Origin of the sequence: Rhodanobacter sp. C03 (assembly GCF_002001175.1) — a bacterium.
Classification (GTDB): domain Bacteria; phylum Pseudomonadota; class Gammaproteobacteria; order Xanthomonadales; family Rhodanobacteraceae; genus Rhodanobacter.
The window spans coordinates 1-16,731 of the sequence record NZ_MUNT01000014.1 but is presented as its reverse complement, the minus strand read 5'-3'; the positions used below and the strand labels follow the sequence as shown (position 1 = coordinate 16,731).

At 54.8% G+C, this 16,731-nt stretch carries 23 protein-coding genes; all 23 read right to left on the bottom strand.

Going from position 1 to position 16,731, the window contains the following annotated elements; all coding sequences use genetic code 11:
- Positions 1-161 precede the first annotated feature (161 nt).
- The gene (locus B0E48_RS16815; RefSeq protein ID WP_077519319.1) at positions 162-596 is read right to left on the bottom strand and encodes a hypothetical protein; all 435 of its coding nucleotides are present in this window, start codon (positions 594-596) and stop codon (positions 162-164) included.
- A 511-nt stretch (positions 597-1,107) separates the two neighbouring features.
- The gene (locus B0E48_RS16805) at positions 1,108-1,431 is read right to left on the bottom strand and encodes a hypothetical protein (protein ID WP_077519317.1); all 324 of its coding nucleotides are present in this window, start codon (positions 1,429-1,431) and stop codon (positions 1,108-1,110) included.
- Between the two features lie 57 nt (positions 1,432-1,488).
- Entirely contained in the window at positions 1,489-1,893 is a 405-nt protein-coding gene (locus B0E48_RS16800; protein WP_139350344.1) for a hypothetical protein, read from the bottom strand.
- A 563-nt stretch (positions 1,894-2,456) separates the two neighbouring features.
- A complete protein-coding gene (locus B0E48_RS16795; protein WP_077519315.1) occupies positions 2,457-2,756 on the bottom strand; it encodes a hypothetical protein in 300 nt (99 codons plus the stop codon).
- A gap of 1,235 nt (positions 2,757-3,991) precedes the next feature.
- The gene (locus B0E48_RS16785) at positions 3,992-4,354 is read right to left on the bottom strand and encodes a hypothetical protein (protein ID WP_077519313.1); all 363 of its coding nucleotides are present in this window, start codon (positions 4,352-4,354) and stop codon (positions 3,992-3,994) included.
- A 70-nt stretch (positions 4,355-4,424) separates the two neighbouring features.
- Positions 4,425-4,727 carry a hypothetical protein gene (locus B0E48_RS17675; protein ID WP_139350343.1) on the bottom strand — a complete coding sequence of 101 codons (303 nt, stop codon included), beginning with the start codon at positions 4,725-4,727 and terminating at the stop codon, positions 4,425-4,427.
- Positions 4,728-6,035: 1,308 nt separating this feature from the next.
- The gene (locus tag B0E48_RS17670) at positions 6,036-6,596 is read right to left on the bottom strand and encodes a hypothetical protein (RefSeq protein WP_139350342.1); all 561 of its coding nucleotides are present in this window, start codon (positions 6,594-6,596) and stop codon (positions 6,036-6,038) included.
- A gap of 69 nt (positions 6,597-6,665) precedes the next feature.
- On the bottom strand, positions 6,666-6,929 hold the full coding sequence (locus tag B0E48_RS16780; protein ID WP_077519312.1) for a hypothetical protein: 264 nt from the start codon (positions 6,927-6,929) through the stop codon (positions 6,666-6,668).
- A gap of 101 nt (positions 6,930-7,030) precedes the next feature.
- Positions 7,031-7,354, bottom strand: coding sequence for a hypothetical protein (locus tag B0E48_RS16775; protein WP_139350341.1), 324 nt, complete (start codon positions 7,352-7,354; stop codon positions 7,031-7,033).
- Positions 7,355-7,710: 356 nt separating this feature from the next.
- Complete coding sequence (locus B0E48_RS16770; protein ID WP_139350340.1) at positions 7,711-8,112, bottom strand: hypothetical protein; 402 nt, start codon at positions 8,110-8,112, stop codon at positions 7,711-7,713.
- 610 nt (positions 8,113-8,722) lie between these two features.
- Positions 8,723-9,103: a hypothetical protein gene (locus tag B0E48_RS16765; RefSeq protein ID WP_139350339.1), complete on the bottom strand. Its 381-nt coding sequence runs from the start codon at positions 9,101-9,103 to the stop codon at positions 8,723-8,725.
- Positions 9,104-9,476: 373 nt separating this feature from the next.
- Positions 9,477-9,893, bottom strand: a complete 417-nt coding sequence (locus B0E48_RS16760) for a lipocalin family protein (RefSeq protein ID WP_077519308.1) — start codon at positions 9,891-9,893, stop codon at positions 9,477-9,479.
- Positions 9,894-9,960: 67 nt separating this feature from the next.
- Complete coding sequence (locus B0E48_RS17665) at positions 9,961-10,416, bottom strand: hypothetical protein (protein WP_139350338.1); 456 nt, start codon at positions 10,414-10,416, stop codon at positions 9,961-9,963.
- Between the two features lie 52 nt (positions 10,417-10,468).
- Positions 10,469-10,822 (bottom strand): hypothetical protein, encoded by a 354-nt coding sequence (locus B0E48_RS16750; protein WP_139350337.1) that lies wholly within the window; start codon positions 10,820-10,822, stop codon positions 10,469-10,471.
- A 201-nt stretch (positions 10,823-11,023) separates the two neighbouring features.
- The gene (locus B0E48_RS16745) at positions 11,024-11,209 is read right to left on the bottom strand and encodes a hypothetical protein (protein ID WP_077519305.1); all 186 of its coding nucleotides are present in this window, start codon (positions 11,207-11,209) and stop codon (positions 11,024-11,026) included.
- Positions 11,210-11,640: 431 nt separating this feature from the next.
- Positions 11,641-11,979 (bottom strand): hypothetical protein, encoded by a 339-nt coding sequence (locus B0E48_RS17660; RefSeq protein WP_139350336.1) that lies wholly within the window; start codon positions 11,977-11,979, stop codon positions 11,641-11,643.
- 332 nt (positions 11,980-12,311) lie between these two features.
- Positions 12,312-12,758 carry a hypothetical protein gene (locus tag B0E48_RS16735; protein WP_139350335.1) on the bottom strand — a complete coding sequence of 149 codons (447 nt, stop codon included), beginning with the start codon at positions 12,756-12,758 and terminating at the stop codon, positions 12,312-12,314.
- A gap of 82 nt (positions 12,759-12,840) precedes the next feature.
- On the bottom strand, positions 12,841-13,260 hold the full coding sequence (locus tag B0E48_RS17655; RefSeq protein ID WP_139350334.1) for a hypothetical protein: 420 nt from the start codon (positions 13,258-13,260) through the stop codon (positions 12,841-12,843).
- 898 nt (positions 13,261-14,158) lie between these two features.
- Positions 14,159-14,410: a hypothetical protein gene (locus B0E48_RS16725; protein ID WP_139350333.1), complete on the bottom strand. Its 252-nt coding sequence runs from the start codon at positions 14,408-14,410 to the stop codon at positions 14,159-14,161.
- Positions 14,411-14,964: 554 nt separating this feature from the next.
- Positions 14,965-15,369 (bottom strand): hypothetical protein, encoded by a 405-nt coding sequence (locus B0E48_RS16715; protein ID WP_139350332.1) that lies wholly within the window; start codon positions 15,367-15,369, stop codon positions 14,965-14,967.
- Positions 15,370-15,438: 69 nt separating this feature from the next.
- Positions 15,439-15,732: a hypothetical protein gene (locus B0E48_RS17650; RefSeq protein WP_139350331.1), complete on the bottom strand. Its 294-nt coding sequence runs from the start codon at positions 15,730-15,732 to the stop codon at positions 15,439-15,441.
- 54 nt (positions 15,733-15,786) lie between these two features.
- Positions 15,787-16,101, bottom strand: coding sequence for a hypothetical protein (locus tag B0E48_RS16710; protein WP_077519298.1), 315 nt, complete (start codon positions 16,099-16,101; stop codon positions 15,787-15,789).
- Between the two features lie 77 nt (positions 16,102-16,178).
- A complete protein-coding gene (locus B0E48_RS16705) occupies positions 16,179-16,592 on the bottom strand; it encodes a hypothetical protein (RefSeq protein WP_139350330.1) in 414 nt (137 codons plus the stop codon).
- Between the last annotated feature and the right edge of the window lie 139 nt (positions 16,593-16,731).

The following is a 16,731-nucleotide window of genomic DNA, read 5'->3' as shown; positions in this document are numbered from 1 at the left end:
GCTCAAACGAACAGCCGTCGCCTTGAAATCATGGGTGTAACGATAGGTGGTTCGCGGGCCTGGCTTGGGCATCTTGTGGACTCCTGAAGTGGTAGTTCAGGGTGTCCACTAAAGCGAAGGAACTATCGGTGCCGCATGCAACACATTGTTAGGCAGGTGTTTCACTTGAACTTGTTCCTCATGACCTTGAGGACCCCATCGGAGTCTTTGCCGACGTAAGCGGCAAACCAAACGTCATCAAGGTTGGGGCTCTTAGCGTTCTTCTTTTTTATGTACCAGACCAGCCGACGAGATAGGTATTGGCGGTACTGCATGAGCATGCTGTCTTCGTCCATGGACAGGCCCTCAAAGCTTTTGCTCATATCGGTTACCTGATCAGGCGGACCCAAGATCTCTATGAACTTCGAAGCGGGCGTACCACGTTGCCCTTTGCGCAGTGTCTCAACCCCTTCTCTTAGGCGCTTTTCTTTGTCCGCGGGTGCACTGTAGGGGTAGGACCATTTCGATGTTGTGTCGCTCTCTTTCAGGTCCGCGGCGCGGATGGTAAGAGGCGCCAGGATAGACAGCGCGATCAGAGCTGCGACCAGTGGTTTCATGCTGTTTCTCACATGCCTAACGCTTGAGTTAAGCGGCGGCGCAGCCGTCCGCCTTGAACGAGTGGTTAGGCATGTGCCCGCGACCTCCAAACTGCGAAAAACAGAAGTGCAGACGACATGCCCTCTATGGCGTATAGAAGAAGATTTTCGAGGTGATGCGTCCCGTTGAGCACCAGAAACTGCACAGCACACCCTACAAGTAAGCCAGATGCAGTAGCGAACCACCACCGAACGAGTTTAAAGCGGCGCGCCAACAAGAACAGTGGTAGACCGAAGATGCAAGCGAATATGAGAGCGACTGGATAAACGACCAAAGAGATCGTCAATCCCATAGGAATGTCGCCAAATTTGCCTCGGATGGCGTAGAACAAGGTGCCACCAACAAGGGGGCCGAAGCCAGCGGCGACGAGACTCAGCGCGATGGATATCGATTCCTTGGCAACAGCCATTTCGTGGGCCTAACGCTGGAGTTAAGCGGCGCGCGGTACGCGCGTCCGCCTTGAACGAGTTGTTAGGCCGGAAATAGCTGAAAGAGCCACGTCAGGACGGCCGCAAAAATAATGGCATAGCCAACTAAGGAAAGCAGCCCTTGAGCCGGCGTGAACTTGCGACGATATGTGATCCGGCTGTTGATTGGGCCAAGGAGTTTGCGGAAGTTAATCGGTGCCAAGTACCAGAGCGGTGAAACAATCAGGAACCCGAGACTCGCAACAAGAAGCGGGGTCTTGCTTGTGCGCTCCCAAGCAAAGAGAAGAGATGCAGAAATGAGTAGTGCAATCGCTAGGCTAGCTATAGCCGAACTCTTGGGTGCACTGGTTGTGTCTTGATCGTCCATGTTGGGGCCTAACGCTTGAGTTAAGCGGCGGCGAAGCCGTCCGCCTTGAACGAGTAGTTAGGCTGCGCTGTTCGACGCGACCCGACCGCCGAAGATCTTGATGAGCTCTTCTGTTGCCTCGATACCACCGCTAGGCCACGCGAGTTGTTCGAAGCTCAACTCGCCCGATCCGTCGGGGTGTACACGGATAGTTTGATAAAGGAGCTCAGCGCTTGCGAGGGCATCAATCCACGAGCCGAAATCCCAAGACAAGGGAGTGCTTCTGTCGCTCTTCCACTTTTCGAGCATGTTCTGAATTGCCTCTGGGTCGCTTACAAAGTGACCGAGGTGCTGCCCGAGAGTATTGCGGACCATCTCTTCGTTGATCTCGCCGCACTCCTTACCCTCCTTGATGAGGCGGAACACCTGGCTCACCGCCTCGGCATGCTCAGGTTGGATGTCCGTGAACGTGATGGTTGCCATGTGCAGCCTAACGCTGGAGTTAAGCGGCGCCGGAGGCGTCCGCCTTGAACGAGTAGTTAGGGCGCTACCGCCCGGCTTCCGCAATTGCGTTTTTGGCCGCTCCGGCAATTTGCCTGCACAGACCAGTAGCTGAAGGCGGGCAACTATGTGTCGCGTATCGTTGAACGTTTTGTAGCTCATCGGAGTCAGCGCTAGCGTCGATGTGCCGGATGATGAAGGCTTGGAATGCAGGCTGGCGAGCAATGAGGGGCTGAGCCTGATTGAGCTTGCCCCAATTTGAAGCGAGAAGATGGACGATGCTGTCTGAGAAGCCCTCGCCGACGGCTCCATCGTCGCATTGTCCGTAACGCTGGTACGCAGCAAAGATCGACGGCCATGAGCGCCAGGAACCTGAAGCGTTATCGGCGGCCTTTGCTTGCGTTGAGGTGCACCCACCGGCGTGTAGAGGTGCGGAAACCGACAGCAAGAAAAGTATGAGGAACCGAGTACGCATCATTTGCGCCCTAACGCTAGTGTTAAGCGGCGCCGGAGGCGTCCGCCTTGAACGAATTGTTAGCCCTGCACTACAGGTTGAAGAAGTACACGGGAGCAAGCGCCGCGATGACCGCTATTGCTTGAAGCGCCAAGACTGGCAGCGAAAAACGCGGAGCGCGCGGCAACCACTTGATTGCGAAGAATGCCACGAGTGGTACTTGCCCAGCGATGAGAAGCTGAAAGATGTGCGCGGTAGCGCCCTCGTCGGTTTGACGGGCAGCACCAGCACCGACCATGGCGACGTGGCTAAGCACCAAGACCAATGCTGCAACTGACATGGCCAATGGCAGAAACGCGCTCGGCCGTTTAAGCACAGTTGGAAGAGTCATTTCACACCTCCATGAGCAGGGTTGAAGGGCTAACGCTGGAGTTAAGCGGCGGCGTAGCCGTCCGCCTTGAACGAGATGTTAGGCGCCTTGCTTGCGCTCTGAAATGACAGGCCAACCATGTTTGCAATGCAGCTCGTAGCTATGACCTGCCTTAAACGTAAATTGGATAGTTGGCATCTCGTCGATGATCACGGCCCCATCTGGCTGGGGGCAGTTGTAGCCAACGCCCTGTTTGCCAGGGTGCAAGATTACGGCTCCGCGTGAAAACAGGTAGCCAGGGAGAGAAAGGATCTCTCCGCCGAATGCGGGGAGTTGCCCCCCGTTTGGTAGATAGACGTAGATAGTGGCTGAGTCCGAGGGAAAACCAAGTGATTCGTCTCGGGAGAGACTATTCCCTGACGAAGCACATGAACAAAGCGACAGGAGCATACAAGTTGTCAAAAGTAAGCGGGTCATAGAGCCTAACGCTAGAGTTAAGCGGCGGCAAAGCCGTCCGCCTTGAACGAAATGTTAGGCCGCACGCGGTTGGAAGAGTGCATAGATTCCAGCCGGCTCCTGCAGGAAAAGCAGGTGGCCAAAGACAAGCAAACATATGAAAGCTACGCCCATAAGCGCATGCCGAATGGTTGGGCGAAGCCTAGGTGTAAGCGCATGCAGCACCCCCAGTGGGGCATACAGTACTGCGTTTAGGACTAGAACCGCCCCGCAAACGCGAAGCACGAACGACAGGTCGTCCGGGTGACCCATTACCACCCAAAACAGCTGCCAAGGCGGACACACAAGCGCCATGAGTACAACAATGAACCGCGGGGCATACTGCAGAAAGCTTGAACCTGTCGCGAACAGAATGACGATCGGAGTTGCAGCGATAACGCCGACGATAGAAGCGATACTGAGAGATCGTAGGACGTGATGCATCAGTTTGCGGCCTAACGCTTGAGTTAAGCGGCGGCGAAGCCGTCCGCCTTGAACGAGATGTTAGACGGGTGCGCCGCAGCACGCTCGGGCGATGATGCTTGCCCACGACGAGCACGCTGCTTGAACAACCGACTACCCCAAAACTACCAGCTCTGAAGGCTGAAGACTTGCCGCAACGCGACGGAAAAATGTTGCCGAAGCGAAGCACTGCAAGCTGCCGCGAAGCTGGGCGAAACACACGACACGAAGAACCAACAAGAGCAACCGCCTAACGCTGGAGTTAAGCGGCGGCGTAGCCGTCCGCCTTGAACGAGTAGCTAGATGCGCTCACGAACTTGCTGGAGCGCGGGTTTGGCGAACTTGAAGAAGTAGAAGCCAGCAAAAAGCATAAGCGTATTGAACACCGCGTTGAACACAGAATGGAAATATTTTGGCCCGTCCAAGAGGACGGCTAGCCACATTGCCAGCCCCGCGAGCATGACGATGAACGCCCATAATTTCACGGCAATGTAGGCCCAAGGCTTGCCGAAATAGACGACGCCAAGAACCGTGAATTGAACGGCCAGAGACACCAGAGCGAGCAAGTTGCCTGAGAGCAACGACATGATGTTTGCTGCGAGAAGCAATCCCAGAACAACATAGAGCGCCGGGATGAAGTGCTTTTGGAGGTTTGCGGGCATGGCATCCATTGATCCGAGCATCTAACGCTGGAGTTAAGCGGCGGCGTAGCCGTCCGCCTTGAACGAGATGTTAGGCACCACCCGGCGTCTTGGGCCGACCGAAGAAAAAGCCCGTAAGGATTGCTATTGGTAGCGTAAGCACTACAGAAAGCTCGTGTACTTTACTGTACTCGAATACCTGTTTTGAAACCGCGGTGTAGCCACCTTTGAAACCTAAGAAATACTGGCCGGCCTCGACTTTTCCACTTGACGCATCACCACCAAGATGAGCGGCCAATAAAGCGAAGGCGAAGAAATTGACTAACGCCGCGACGAAGAAGGCCCTATGCGCAATAGATAGAGCTGGATGGCGGGCAGAAAAATCAATAGCCATAAACTTTCCCGTGGTGCCTAACGCTGGAATTGAGCGGCGGCGAAGCCGTCCGCCTCGAATGAATTGTTAGGCCCCAACGCCAGGCATTCTGCGCCTGACCTTGACCACAATTGCCAAGACCGCAAACACAACGGCAAGGAAGCCTACCCAATAACTTTGATGTAAGACCCTTACAGCTACTCGACAATATTGTTCTGGTGCATTGGCGTCAGCCGGCCCGCAATGAGCGAAGCGCAGCGACGCCGTTGAGACTGCTGCAACCCAAAGATATGCGCCTAACAGCCCCGTGAGAACCGAGGAGATTCCAAATGGCCAAGCAGGAACTCGATAAAGCATCTTTGGGGCCTAACGCTGGAATTGAGCGGCGGCGAAGCCGTCCGCCTCGAATGAGATGTTAGGCCGCTTGCCGTCAAAGCGCACAACCCTTTGGCAAAGCTACATCTTGATCCTGACCCCCACTGCCAGATGAGCTGGCGACAAACCGTTGAATGCTGATTAGTTGAGAAGTGTGGAGATTGAATAGCATGTCAATGCTGGAGTTGTATGAATGTGTAGGTAGGTAGCCAGGATCATAGAATTTGACACTGACATAGTACGGAACTACTGATTCGTCGTGGTACCAAGAGCCGATGACAGACACGTTGCTTAGCAGCCGCGTTTGGATAAGGCGTGTCAGGCACGATGGCAGACTATTTTGGTGCTTGCCAACGCTGAACCTGACTTTAGGAACAGCGCTACCCAAGCCTGAGATGTTTAGAAACACCGGGCCAAACGAAGCCGGTATCTCCGGAATTGAGCCGTCCGGATGCAGCGTAAGAATGCGATCTTCGTGCGCGTACGCGCTTCCGAAGACGAAGATCAATGTGATCACTAGCGAGCGAATTACTTTCATGCGGCCTAACGCTGGAATTAAGCGGCGGCGAAGCCGTCCGCTTGAATGACTGGTTAGGTGTACGAAGCCACCAAGAAAACGATGACGTACACCATAAAAATTCTTTGGGAGGCAAACGGCCAACACTCGGATGCCGGCGGACGACCGCGGATGGCAGACTCCCACGCCACGCGAATTAACCAAGCGACGCCTGGAAGGGCGAACAGCATTTGCCACTTGGGCAAACCAGCTCTGTGTGACCACCACGCAAGCACTCCACCCACGACCGCCACGAGTCCCGCGACGACGATGAGCGCAGCAAGAACGCGAAATGGCCAGCGGACTGCGACCCGAGCTGGTGAGTGCGATTGAGTTTCCATACTTACACCTAACGCTGGAGTTAAGCGGCGGCGTAGCCGTCCGCCTTGAACGAGATGTTAGCTCACCCACGCAGGACTGCTCTTGTAAACAACCCATTTGCCATGCACCTTCCGTAAGACCCAGTAGAAGCCAGAACTGCACATTTCCCCGCATGAACTCGACACTTGCACGATTGCCAACTTACCGCCCTTGGAATAGCCCGGCAGGCTCAGGCTGGAGATACCTTGAGCGCCAGGAAATGCGCGATAGAAGCCGCGCCACCCGGTAGCGGCACCGTTATTTGGAGCAAAGAAGGTGGCTACCTTTGCCGAGGAAACTCGCTTGAATGATGAACATAGCTCGATGCGTGGGAGCGGGTGTGTAGTTTTATTGCGACTGATTAACGATTTGACCGCACCGGCATCAAAACTCTTGGGAAACGACTGGACTTCTATTTCATCGGCTTCGGCAGGGACAACTTGATACCTTCCATCCGGATTGTTTGCAGATGAGGCGCATCTGTCCTGCATGATTGCCGATAGCACTGCAGAGTCGTCCAGCGCTGCCGACGAGGTCCAGGCCGATACGGGAATGCTCATCAGTAGGATGATTGCCGACAGTGCTAGAAGGTTTTTCATGAAGAGCTAACGCTGGAGTTAAGCGGCGGCGAAGCCGTCCGCCTTGAACGAGATGTTAGGCATGTCGCGTCATTGCCGCTTGCCTTCTTGCCAAGTGTGGAACACCAAGACGATATCGTCGACCAACGCCTGTTCGAAGTGTTCAAGGCCAGCAGCATCCGTACTGTAGTCTTCGCGGGTGACCGGAAATACGGCCTCAAGTGACTCGATGCACCAGCCGCCTTCTTGGACCTCTTGCGCGGCAGTAGCCAAGGCTTGCTGCTCAGTCGAAGCGGTAACCCACACGTTGACCAAGGCGCCGGAATAGCTGACAAAATTGTCAGATAAGGGCAAAGGCCGAGCCTCATATCTCACGACGTACAAACGACTCTCCTATATGCCTAACGCTGGAGTTAAGCGGCGGCGAAGCCGTCCGCCTTGAACGAGTAGTTAGATTACTGGCCACCAATTATTTTGACAAACTTGCCAGAATGGTCGAACACATATGTGGCGGATGCGCCAAACGGAAAAATACGCTTGCCATCTTTGTCGACGTAAATGTAAACGACATCTACGCTCCACTCGCCGCCCGTAAATTCTGCGAAGTATTCACAGTGGGATATTCGCACCTCAACGGTGCCATGCGGGCGACAGTCTTTGGCGGTGAACTGTTTTGTAGCGGCCAAGACCTCATTACTAGGGATGTTTCGGGCTGGTGATGATGCACAGGCTGCAATGGCAGGCGACGCAAGAAGCAGAAGAGCAAGCGGTTTTTTCATTTGATCTAACGCTGGAGTTAAGCGGCGGCGTAGCCGTCCGCCTTGAACGAAATGTTAGGCCGCCCGCTACACATTGTGCCGAGGATACCAAACACCCCGAACAACCATAGGCCCAGAATTTGGAACGACATGCTTCTGGTCGAGCTCCGCAAAAGTAACGTGCTGCACGACATTAGTGAATCGAACTTCATTTGGCGGATAGCCAAATTGATGCAGTAGCTGCTCAGCTTCCGCCTGGGTAGAGGCCGTGACGCCGAAGCCGAGGCCCTTAGTCACGTTGAACCAGAAAGGTATGAGCATTGAAGGCCTAACGCTGGAGTTAAGCGGCGGCGAAGCCGTCCGCCTTGAACGAATTGTTAGAGCCCGCCTGCATAGGCTCCATGCCTGATAACTACCGCCTCGCAAATTACATCCAAGAACTCGTCGTAAAACATCGCACGGAAGTGCTCACATTTGCCGAGATGCATTGGGCTGAACGACTCAAGCCAAGGCGACCGCCCAAGTGAAACGAGCGCTCCATTTTTTGTGTTGGCCCAGTTGATGGCGTTGGAGGCGTAATTCTCCACTTCCTCTGGCGTGAACATGAAGGTCTGCGCGTGAGCAAATAGAAGGTGCTGCACTGGTGCTTGGCGATCGACGGAATCAGGGCCGCGATAGTCGATCGCAATGAGTTGTGCACTATGCGGAGCCAAGTGAACAGCGACTAAGGTGGGACCGCGTCCGTCGTGGAAAAAATCTGCTGGGTAGACGACACGCATGTCTGTGGGCTCTAACGCTAGAGTTAAGCGGCGGCGCAGCCGTCCGCCTTGAACGAATTGTTAGGCCTCAACCACGCGTAAGCATGATTGCGGGACGAGAGCATCTTGGTTTGACTCCAACTCGACCAAGTAGACGGGATCATCTCCCAGCTCCTCGACACTTATGAGAGATCCCGAGTCGCCGGCATGTTCGCCGCCAACCACCCGAACATACGCATTGTGCTCAAAAGACACGCCCGCCACGGGCTCGTGAGCTAGGAATGCATTGAATTGTTCGTGTGTTGGTCGCATGAGGCCTAACGCTAGAGTTAAGCGGCGGCGAAGCCGTCCGCCTTGAACGAAATGTTAGACGGGTGCGACACGACGCGCTTGAGCGATGGCTTGTGGCCAGGATGAGCGCAGAGCATGAGCAACCGACTACCCCAAAACTACCAGCTCTAAAGGCTGAAGACTTGCCGCAGCGCGACGGAAAAATGTTGCCGAAGCGGAGCACTGCAAGTTGCCGCGAAGCTGGGCGAAACACACGACACGAAGAACCAACACGAGCAACCGCCTAACGCTGGAGTTAAGCGGCGGCGAAGCCGTCCGCCTTGAACGAGATGTTAGACACCTACGGTGAGCTGTGCGCGCTTGCCGGTTGCGAAGCAGCCTCACGCGCCTTGGCTTTGAGATAGAAGGCTGTGGCAAATAGGGCCTGCTGCTCCTTCTCGGAGGTGTCTTTTTGCAGAAAGATGACCTCGCCATCGCTGGAAACTTGAGCAGCTCCGTCTGAGGGCTTAGCCAACATTATAATTTGAAGAGTCGTGGGGTCGGAGTCTTCATGGAAGGTGTTCGGGGTGGCTCCCGAGCCGTCAACCATCACGACCTTGGAATGGACGGCTATATCTTTCATAGCGGCCTGAAGTTCTTTCGTGACGGTTACTTCCCCGGCCGAAGCAGCGAAGGCGAAGATGGCAGCAGAAGCTACGATCATTTTGTTCAAGTTACGCAAGTTATTCCCCTGTGTCTAACGCTGGAGTTAAGCGGCGGCGAAGCCGTCCGCCTTGAACGAGATGTTAGGCACTACACCACACTCCAACCGAAGGAAATACGGAAATCTTGAAAGCAGCCATCGCAGATCCAGTGATCTCCGTCGAGCGTAGCGTAGCCCTCTTGGATTGCCCCCGGAATGTCCGAGCCAGCAAATTTTGCCCAACAGAAAGCACAGTGATCATGGTCCCATCGCGGAGCTGGCTGTGACCAGACGCGCCGCACAAGTGACACGCTACTCAAGTACTCAGACTGGTTTGTAATGCGCGAATCCATGTCTCGCTGCCTAACGCTAGAGTTAAGCGGCGGCGAAGCCGTCCGCCTTGAACGAATTGTTAGGGCTGAACGCCGATCTTTAAGGACGCGGCGCTCCAAAGCCCGAACCGCTTTAAGCCATAACGATCCGCAAGGGTCGTGTTGACCAGACTCAGACCAGGTGAACAGCCAGCCTCCCCGAATTCTTGGTGCGAAAGACACGGTACCACTGAGTAGATTGCAAACTTGCCTGACGAGAGTTGCACAGTGAGCGTATTTCCGGAGCGAGACCACTTGCCGGAAAGCTTCTCATGTTGCTCTGGTGCAGAACCATCCGCCTCCCATGTTACGAACTCGTACTGAGCACGACCTTTGGATTGGAGCGTAAGAGTGATCTTGTATTCGGTTTCCGTGACGGCTACGTATTGCCCGGCAATGGTCGCTGAACTGACCGTTTGAGCCGAAGTGGCCAGCATCAAAAGGAACAGCACGTTCATTGAACTTTTCCTTCGGCCCTAACGCTTGAGTTGAGCGGCGGCGTAGCCGTCCGCCTCGAACGAGTGGTTAGACCGTTACGCTAACACTCTTGAGGAATTTGGATTCACGACCCTCAAGCTGCGCCTCGAGTCTTTCAACGATGTGGGGATGCGCCCAAACGGCGAGCGTTTCTAAGCCGCTGAGCTGATCCTTGGTGGCTGGAGTCTCGGCACCCTGAAAGTAGCTACTAAGCTTGCCAGTCAGTATGTCCTTTTTTGCATAGCGCATGGGTTGCGAGCAATGCGCAGGCACCGCGGCCCGACCTACCTTTGACCATGCGTAACGATTTGGCGTATCGCGGAAGACAAGGATTCGAAACGCTACGGGCAGTTGCAGAACCTCTTCCGGCGATAGATCAGAGGTACATGCGGCAAGAAATACGCGAGCTGTTGCGTCTGGTAGCCACTGAGCATATGCATGCCGGCCCTCTGCAGAGAGCGGAAATTTCAGGATGTCACCAGGTTTCTTGATGATACGAGGCATTGAAGGTCTAACGCTGGAGTTAAGCGGCGGCGTAGCCGTCCGCCTTGAACGATCAGTTAGATTGCGGCGAAGGAAACCGCAACTGGCCATTGGCATAGTATTGATCGAGACACGTGATCAAGCGGACTGTGTCCGAGCGAATTTTCTTTGCATGCACATGAGGGAAGTCCTCTTGCTCGGCTGGCGCAGTAGCCAAGTACTCTTTGCCGTTGTCCATTGAAGACGAAATCTCTGCGACACACACATGCGCATTTTGAGCGCCGTCGATGATCCTGCGGGGAAACAGTAGCGGAAAGACGAAAAACACTTCGCTGTCAGTTCCGCCGCGCATAGCACCCAACAGAAGCCTGGTTCGATCGTCAGCAACTGGTTGGCTCATTGCACTGTCCACCGCTGCCTTGAACATGGGGGAAAACATCTCAGAATATGGACGTGCCGCATGCGCTGCGGCGCTTAGTAGCAGAGCTGCCGTAAGGTAAAGCTTACTGGTGCGCACAGAACCCCCAAATCTAACGCTTGAGTTAAGCGGCGGCGAAGCCGTCCGCCTTGAACGAAATGTTAGGCCGCAACGCGGTGTTGAGGAAGTGCGTTGCGGTTAGAACAACGACTAGCTTGGCTTGCGGAAAAAATAGTACAGCCCAGCTACGAGCATGAGAGCGCCGAAGATAACTGCGGCGGACTGGCCAGCCTGATACGCAGATGAGCCGCCATTTGAGGTGCCCGACGTGAACCAGCGGAAAAGAAGCGCGCCGCCCCATAGGATGCCGATGCCGCCAAAGATTTTGTTGCGCATTGCCTAGACTCCTTTCTTGCGGCCTAACGCTGGAATTGAGCGGCGGCGAAGCCGTCCGCCTCGAATGATTGGTTAGGCCGGACCCTACTACGCAGACTCGTGCATGAGAAGCTTGTGGACGGCCCGACCTCTGCGAAGAAAGTAGAAGGCGACGACGGCAAAGAAGATGCACTGCATGAGAGCGATTCCTATGCCGACCCATGCTTGAAGGATGAGCCGCTGAGTTAGAGAGGCCATAGCTTCGACGGTAGCACCGTATAGCTTCCAAACATTGAAGGTTTCGACTACCCCGCTGAGCAAGGACAAGAAGGCACGTCCGAGCGCAAGCAGACCGATGATTCTGAGTGCGAGCCAAGCTGCCGAGTCTTTGTTCATTTGAGGCCTAACGCTGGAGTTAAGCGGCGGCGAAGCCGTCCGCCTTGAACGAATGGTTAGGCAACATCGCCGCTTACACCAGTTGATGCCCGATGAAGCTGTCCAAATCGACGAAACAGCGACGCAGTGCCCCACACACCAAATATGACGCCTATAAAAGCAAATGCGAGCGCGATGCTTAGAAGGTTGGCAAGTGCTGATGCGCTGAAGGTGAAAAAGTACGGGGCAGCTCCGAGCGCCGCGTAGACAGCGACACATGCGCTGCCAACGCCAAGTAAGCAGAAGCTCCTATGCCCATAGCGACGCAATGCGCCAGCTTGAAGTGAAAACATGATGACTTGAGTACCAATGCACAGAACGATAGTCGCAAGCCAAATCATGCGAAGAGTGTTCATGGAATTCCCCTGTTGCCTAACGCTTGAGTTAAGCGGCGGCGAAGCCGTCCGCCTTGAACGAAATGTTAGACGGGTGCGACGCGATGCGCTTGAGCGATGGCTTGTGGCCAGAGTGAGCACAGAACATGAGCAACCGACTCCCCAAAACTACCAGCTCTGAATGCTGAAGGCTTGCCGCACTGCTGCAGAAAAATGTTGCCGAAGCGGAGGACAATAAGCCGACGCGAAGCTGGACGAAACACACGTGCGAAACAACAGCAAAGCAACCGCCTAACGCTGGAGTTAAGCGGCGGCGTAGCCGTCCGCCTTGAACGAATTGTTAGACGGCCGGACTAGCAGCCGACATCCCCGGTTGCGTTTACAACCTGCCGCTGAACACCCTTTGACACGTCGAAAGTGACAGCGTAATTCGTTACTTCGCAGGACTCGCTGTCTTTCGGGCAGACCCTAGTGGCTTTGTAACGAGCTTTAACTAGTACGCCACCAGAGCGAAACGTTTTTTCAAGAACATCCCCGACCTTCTTGAGGCTGCCATGTACTGATACAAGTTTGAATGCAGTGTCTGAGCCGTCTATGTTCATCAGTGCCTTGGAGTCATCGTACTCTGCCAGAAAGACGAGTCCGTGGCCCATGGCTTTAGAAGATGCGCTCCACGCGCAGCCATCAATAGCTCCCTGATCCGTAAGCAGCCCTACCATGTGAGTTGGCTCCGCCGAAACAGCTGAGCCAGAATGCGGCAAGAAAAGCAAAAGAGCGATCAAGGACAGTGAGATGCGCATGCGTAGCCCGTCTAACGCTGGAGTTAAGCGGCGGCGAAGCCGTCCGCCTTGAACGAATTGTTAGCCCGCCTTTGCGCTGGGCTCATAGCGAGACGTAACCAGCATAGACGAGCGCGAGTGAAGCCGCGAGCGAAGCAATAGAGCCGAGCACGTTGCCTGAAAAGATGAGTTTCGCAGCAAGCGGACCACGCGAAGAGAGACCGCGATAACCGGCTATTGCCGCAAGCGGCAAGGAGAGACAGAAGGCGTAAACCGAGACAATGAGTGTGATTGCAATGAACCATTTAACTTGAGAAGCGACTGAGAATGACGAAAGCAGCGCCGCCACGGCGAACATGAGTATTGCGCCCATGGGAAGACTTGCGTGAGCAATGCGCCAAGAATGAATAGTGTGAGCGGGTGCGTTGCGATTGATGGCGCGCCCATAGGGAACACCACAAAGCAGGCCAAACAACAGAACGATGCTTCCGTGAAACGCGAGATGCCGTGCTGAAGGGTCCATGGAGTCCACGATTGAGGGCTAACGCTAGAGTTAAGCGGCGGCGAAGCCGTCCGCCTTGAACGAGATGTTAGGTGCCTCTACGACTGTAGCGGCCCCTTGTAGTCGGCCCACAGCGGAAGCTTATATGTACGGGCGATAGTACGGGAACGCTTTGCATTGATGAAGCCGAACATGGCTCCGACTAGCAGCGGAAGTCCGACTACGACCCACATTGATTCGCCACCGCGGGACCAAAAGACAAACCACATGAACAGTCCCCAGAACACAGCGAAAAAGCCACCCGTGATTAGAGCCACAGAAGCGAAGCGCAAGAAAACCAGCGGCGGGACCGGAACCCCGAAGAACCACAGAACACGCCAAATCAGTGGCGCTCCAGTAATAGGACTGATGCCAAGAGATGCGAAGTGCGCCTTCATCACCTTCAATTTCTCGGAGCTTGTCATTAGCACCTAACGCTGGAGTTAAGCGGCGCGCGGCTTTTCGCGCGTCCGCTTGGACGACGGGTTAGGCGCCGCTGCCACGCGACGCCGGTTGCCCGGAACAAACCACCCGAAACAAACAAGCTCAAGGATGGCGCGAACCACGTTAAGAATGCTCGGCCGATGGAACGTAGCAGGCTCGTCTTGGCGCGTGAAGACTTCCAGTGCTTGACGAGCCTCGGCGGCCAATGAGCTGGAGACCATGATGCGACGAGCATTGTAAAAATCAATCTGTGGCCCAGGTTTGAGAGAGCCAAAACCAGCGCCCTGTACAAATGCAGGAATGCGATGTGTCTCGAGAGTGCAAAGCATGACGGAGAGCTCTGACTCGGACCATGGCTGTGCAATGACGACGAGGCTCATTAGGCGCCTAACGCTGGAGTTAAGCGGCGGCGAAGCCGTCCGCCTTGAACGAGATGTTAGGCCTGCGATGCGATGAGCTCATGGCAAGCTTTGATGATGTGAGGCAATGTTGATGCTTTGGTGACACCGAGGTGCTCGTGACCCTCTTGTTCATGAGCGAGCAGCTCAAACATTTGTAGCTGCTTTGGATAGTTGTTCTTTTCGCCTACAGCCGCAATCAGGCCGCAACCAAGATGAGGCTCCATCTTGCCAGAGATGATCTCGTTGGCAACGCGCACTGCATCTTCGATTGTTGCGAATGACTGCATAGTTTTAAGCAGGCCTAACGCTGGAGTTAAGCGGCGGCGAAGCCGTCCGCCTTGAACGAATGGTTAGGGCGCAACCTACGTGACCTAATACACATCGTGGATGAATGTAGCGCCTAGTGAAGCAATGCGGATAAGCATGTTTGGTGCAAGGTCGAGTGTGTAGTTGCGGTTGCTGGATGTACTTGCCCATATGCGCACATTGCCACCCTTGCTGAGCTCACTGAGGAAGTCTCGATGTGGCTCCAAGAAGGTGACCAGCTCCTCCAATGCATCCTCGATTAGTACGTCGGTAGAGTCGCGCCAACCGTAAGAGAATGGATTGGCAGCCCAATAACCAGTTGTGCGAGTACCTGCGAGCAGAGTGCCCTTCGGAGTTTTACGAGGATCACCCGCTCGCCAAGCGTGCTGAGGCTCCATGCCTAGCGTGCGAGTGACCACATCTGGATCAAGCGCAGGATGCGAAATTCGTAGATCGACAATGTGCGAGTAAAGTTGCATTTGCGCCCTAACGCTGGAGTTAAGCGGCGGCGTAGCCGTCCGCCTTGAACGATTTGTTAGCGCTGCGAGAGCGCTGCACGAAGAGCCTTTTCGTAGTCGGGTGAGAAGAAAGGAACAAGATAATAGCCATATTCCTGACTATGCAGGACGATGACACGATCACGAGCCTCGGGCGTGGGGGCGGAGCACGGAACTACGATTTCTTGGGGTGCGGTAAGACGACCCTTCAGCGCCTCAGTAAAGACCACGCGAACTATTCGACGGTCAGGCACGACAAAGCCCGACTTGCCGGAGAGGAGATGTTTCTCATAGTCGGGCCAGCGGTCAGCAACTACGTAACCGACCTCGATATTGTCTGCATCTCTCGCATCGGCCTTTGGGTCGGGCCAGTTCAAAGAACATGCAATCGCCGCTTGGCTAAAAGCTGCCAAGAAGATCATCAGGGTCGCGATATTTTTCATGTGCTAACGCTGGAGTTAAGCGGCGGCGAAGCCGTCCGCCTTGAACGAGTAGTTAGAGCGTACCGCCACCTACAACAGCGTGCTCCAGACAACAGCAACCGAAGGCAGAAAGACTAACGCCGCGCAAGCGCTGGCACGGACCTTTGCGGTGGAAAAACTGTAGCCGGACAGCCAGAGTGCCGTGAGGATGCTCGCTACGCCGATGAACAATACTGCCAGCGACTGGTGCCGAGCAGCTTCGATTTGCGCATGTGGAACTGATGGCGACGGGTCGCCAAGTTGCGACATGACGCCGTAGCAAGCCAGCAACCAACCAGCTACAACGAGAATCAAAGCCAAATTTGCGGCGGAAGTTTTTTTCATGTGCTCTAACGCTTGAGTTAAGCGGCGGCGAAGCCGTCCGCCTTGAACGAAATGTTAGACGCCTTGCCGTAAAGCAGCATAGGAACGGAACAGAGATGCGACGCCCCATATGCCTAGAACCGCGTAGAAAAATTGGAGGCAAGCACCGGTGATGAAGATGCTACCGATCCAGGCGTGGGCCGCAGGAACGAACATTGGAGTCGCCATAGTTGCGGTTGCGAGGAGCGCCAAGACCGTGGACCACGACAGAAGCAAAAAACTCTGATGGTGGTGACGGCGATACGCCGCGACCTGCATAGACAGCACGACAATGGCGTTGATCAAGTTAACAGCAAGCATGATGTCGCTTACGATCTCTATGTTGTTCAATGCGCCCCCTGGTTGCGCCTAACGCTGGAGTTAAGCGGCGGCGAAGCCGTCCGCCTTGAACGAGATGTTAGGCCGCCTTAGTGCCGATTATTTGGTGCGGAACCCACATCTTTTACATGCTGGATGTTCAGAACATACGGTGTTAGCGGGTCCTTGTCTGCTTGAAAGAGCCCGGTGATGGTGGCAACACCCTTGCGCCCTTGGTGATTCATTTGAACGTAGAAGTGATGCACGTCTTTTTGTTTGGGCACTTGGTCTGATTTGATGACCAGCTCGATGCCTTGGCCGGGGCAAGCTATCGAGCTCACATTCATGTGGTCCTCGCCCAAGTAGACAAATCCACGGAGGCGAATCACTTGATTAACGAACGTCTCTGGTGCCTTCAGCACGCTGCAAACATCGGTTGCAACCACCTTGGGCTTACCTGCTGCTGCAGAAAGAGGGGCGCTCATGAGCAATGCGAAGAAAGCAGTTGATACCAAAGTCTTCATTGCGCTCTGCCGCCTAACGCTTGAGTTAAGCGGCGCGCGGCTTTTCGCGCGTCCGCTTGGACGAGTGGTTAGGCCTCATCTTAAGGCGATGGGCTTGAACAGGCGCACTCACAGCATTGACCTCCAAGTAGCAAGGACT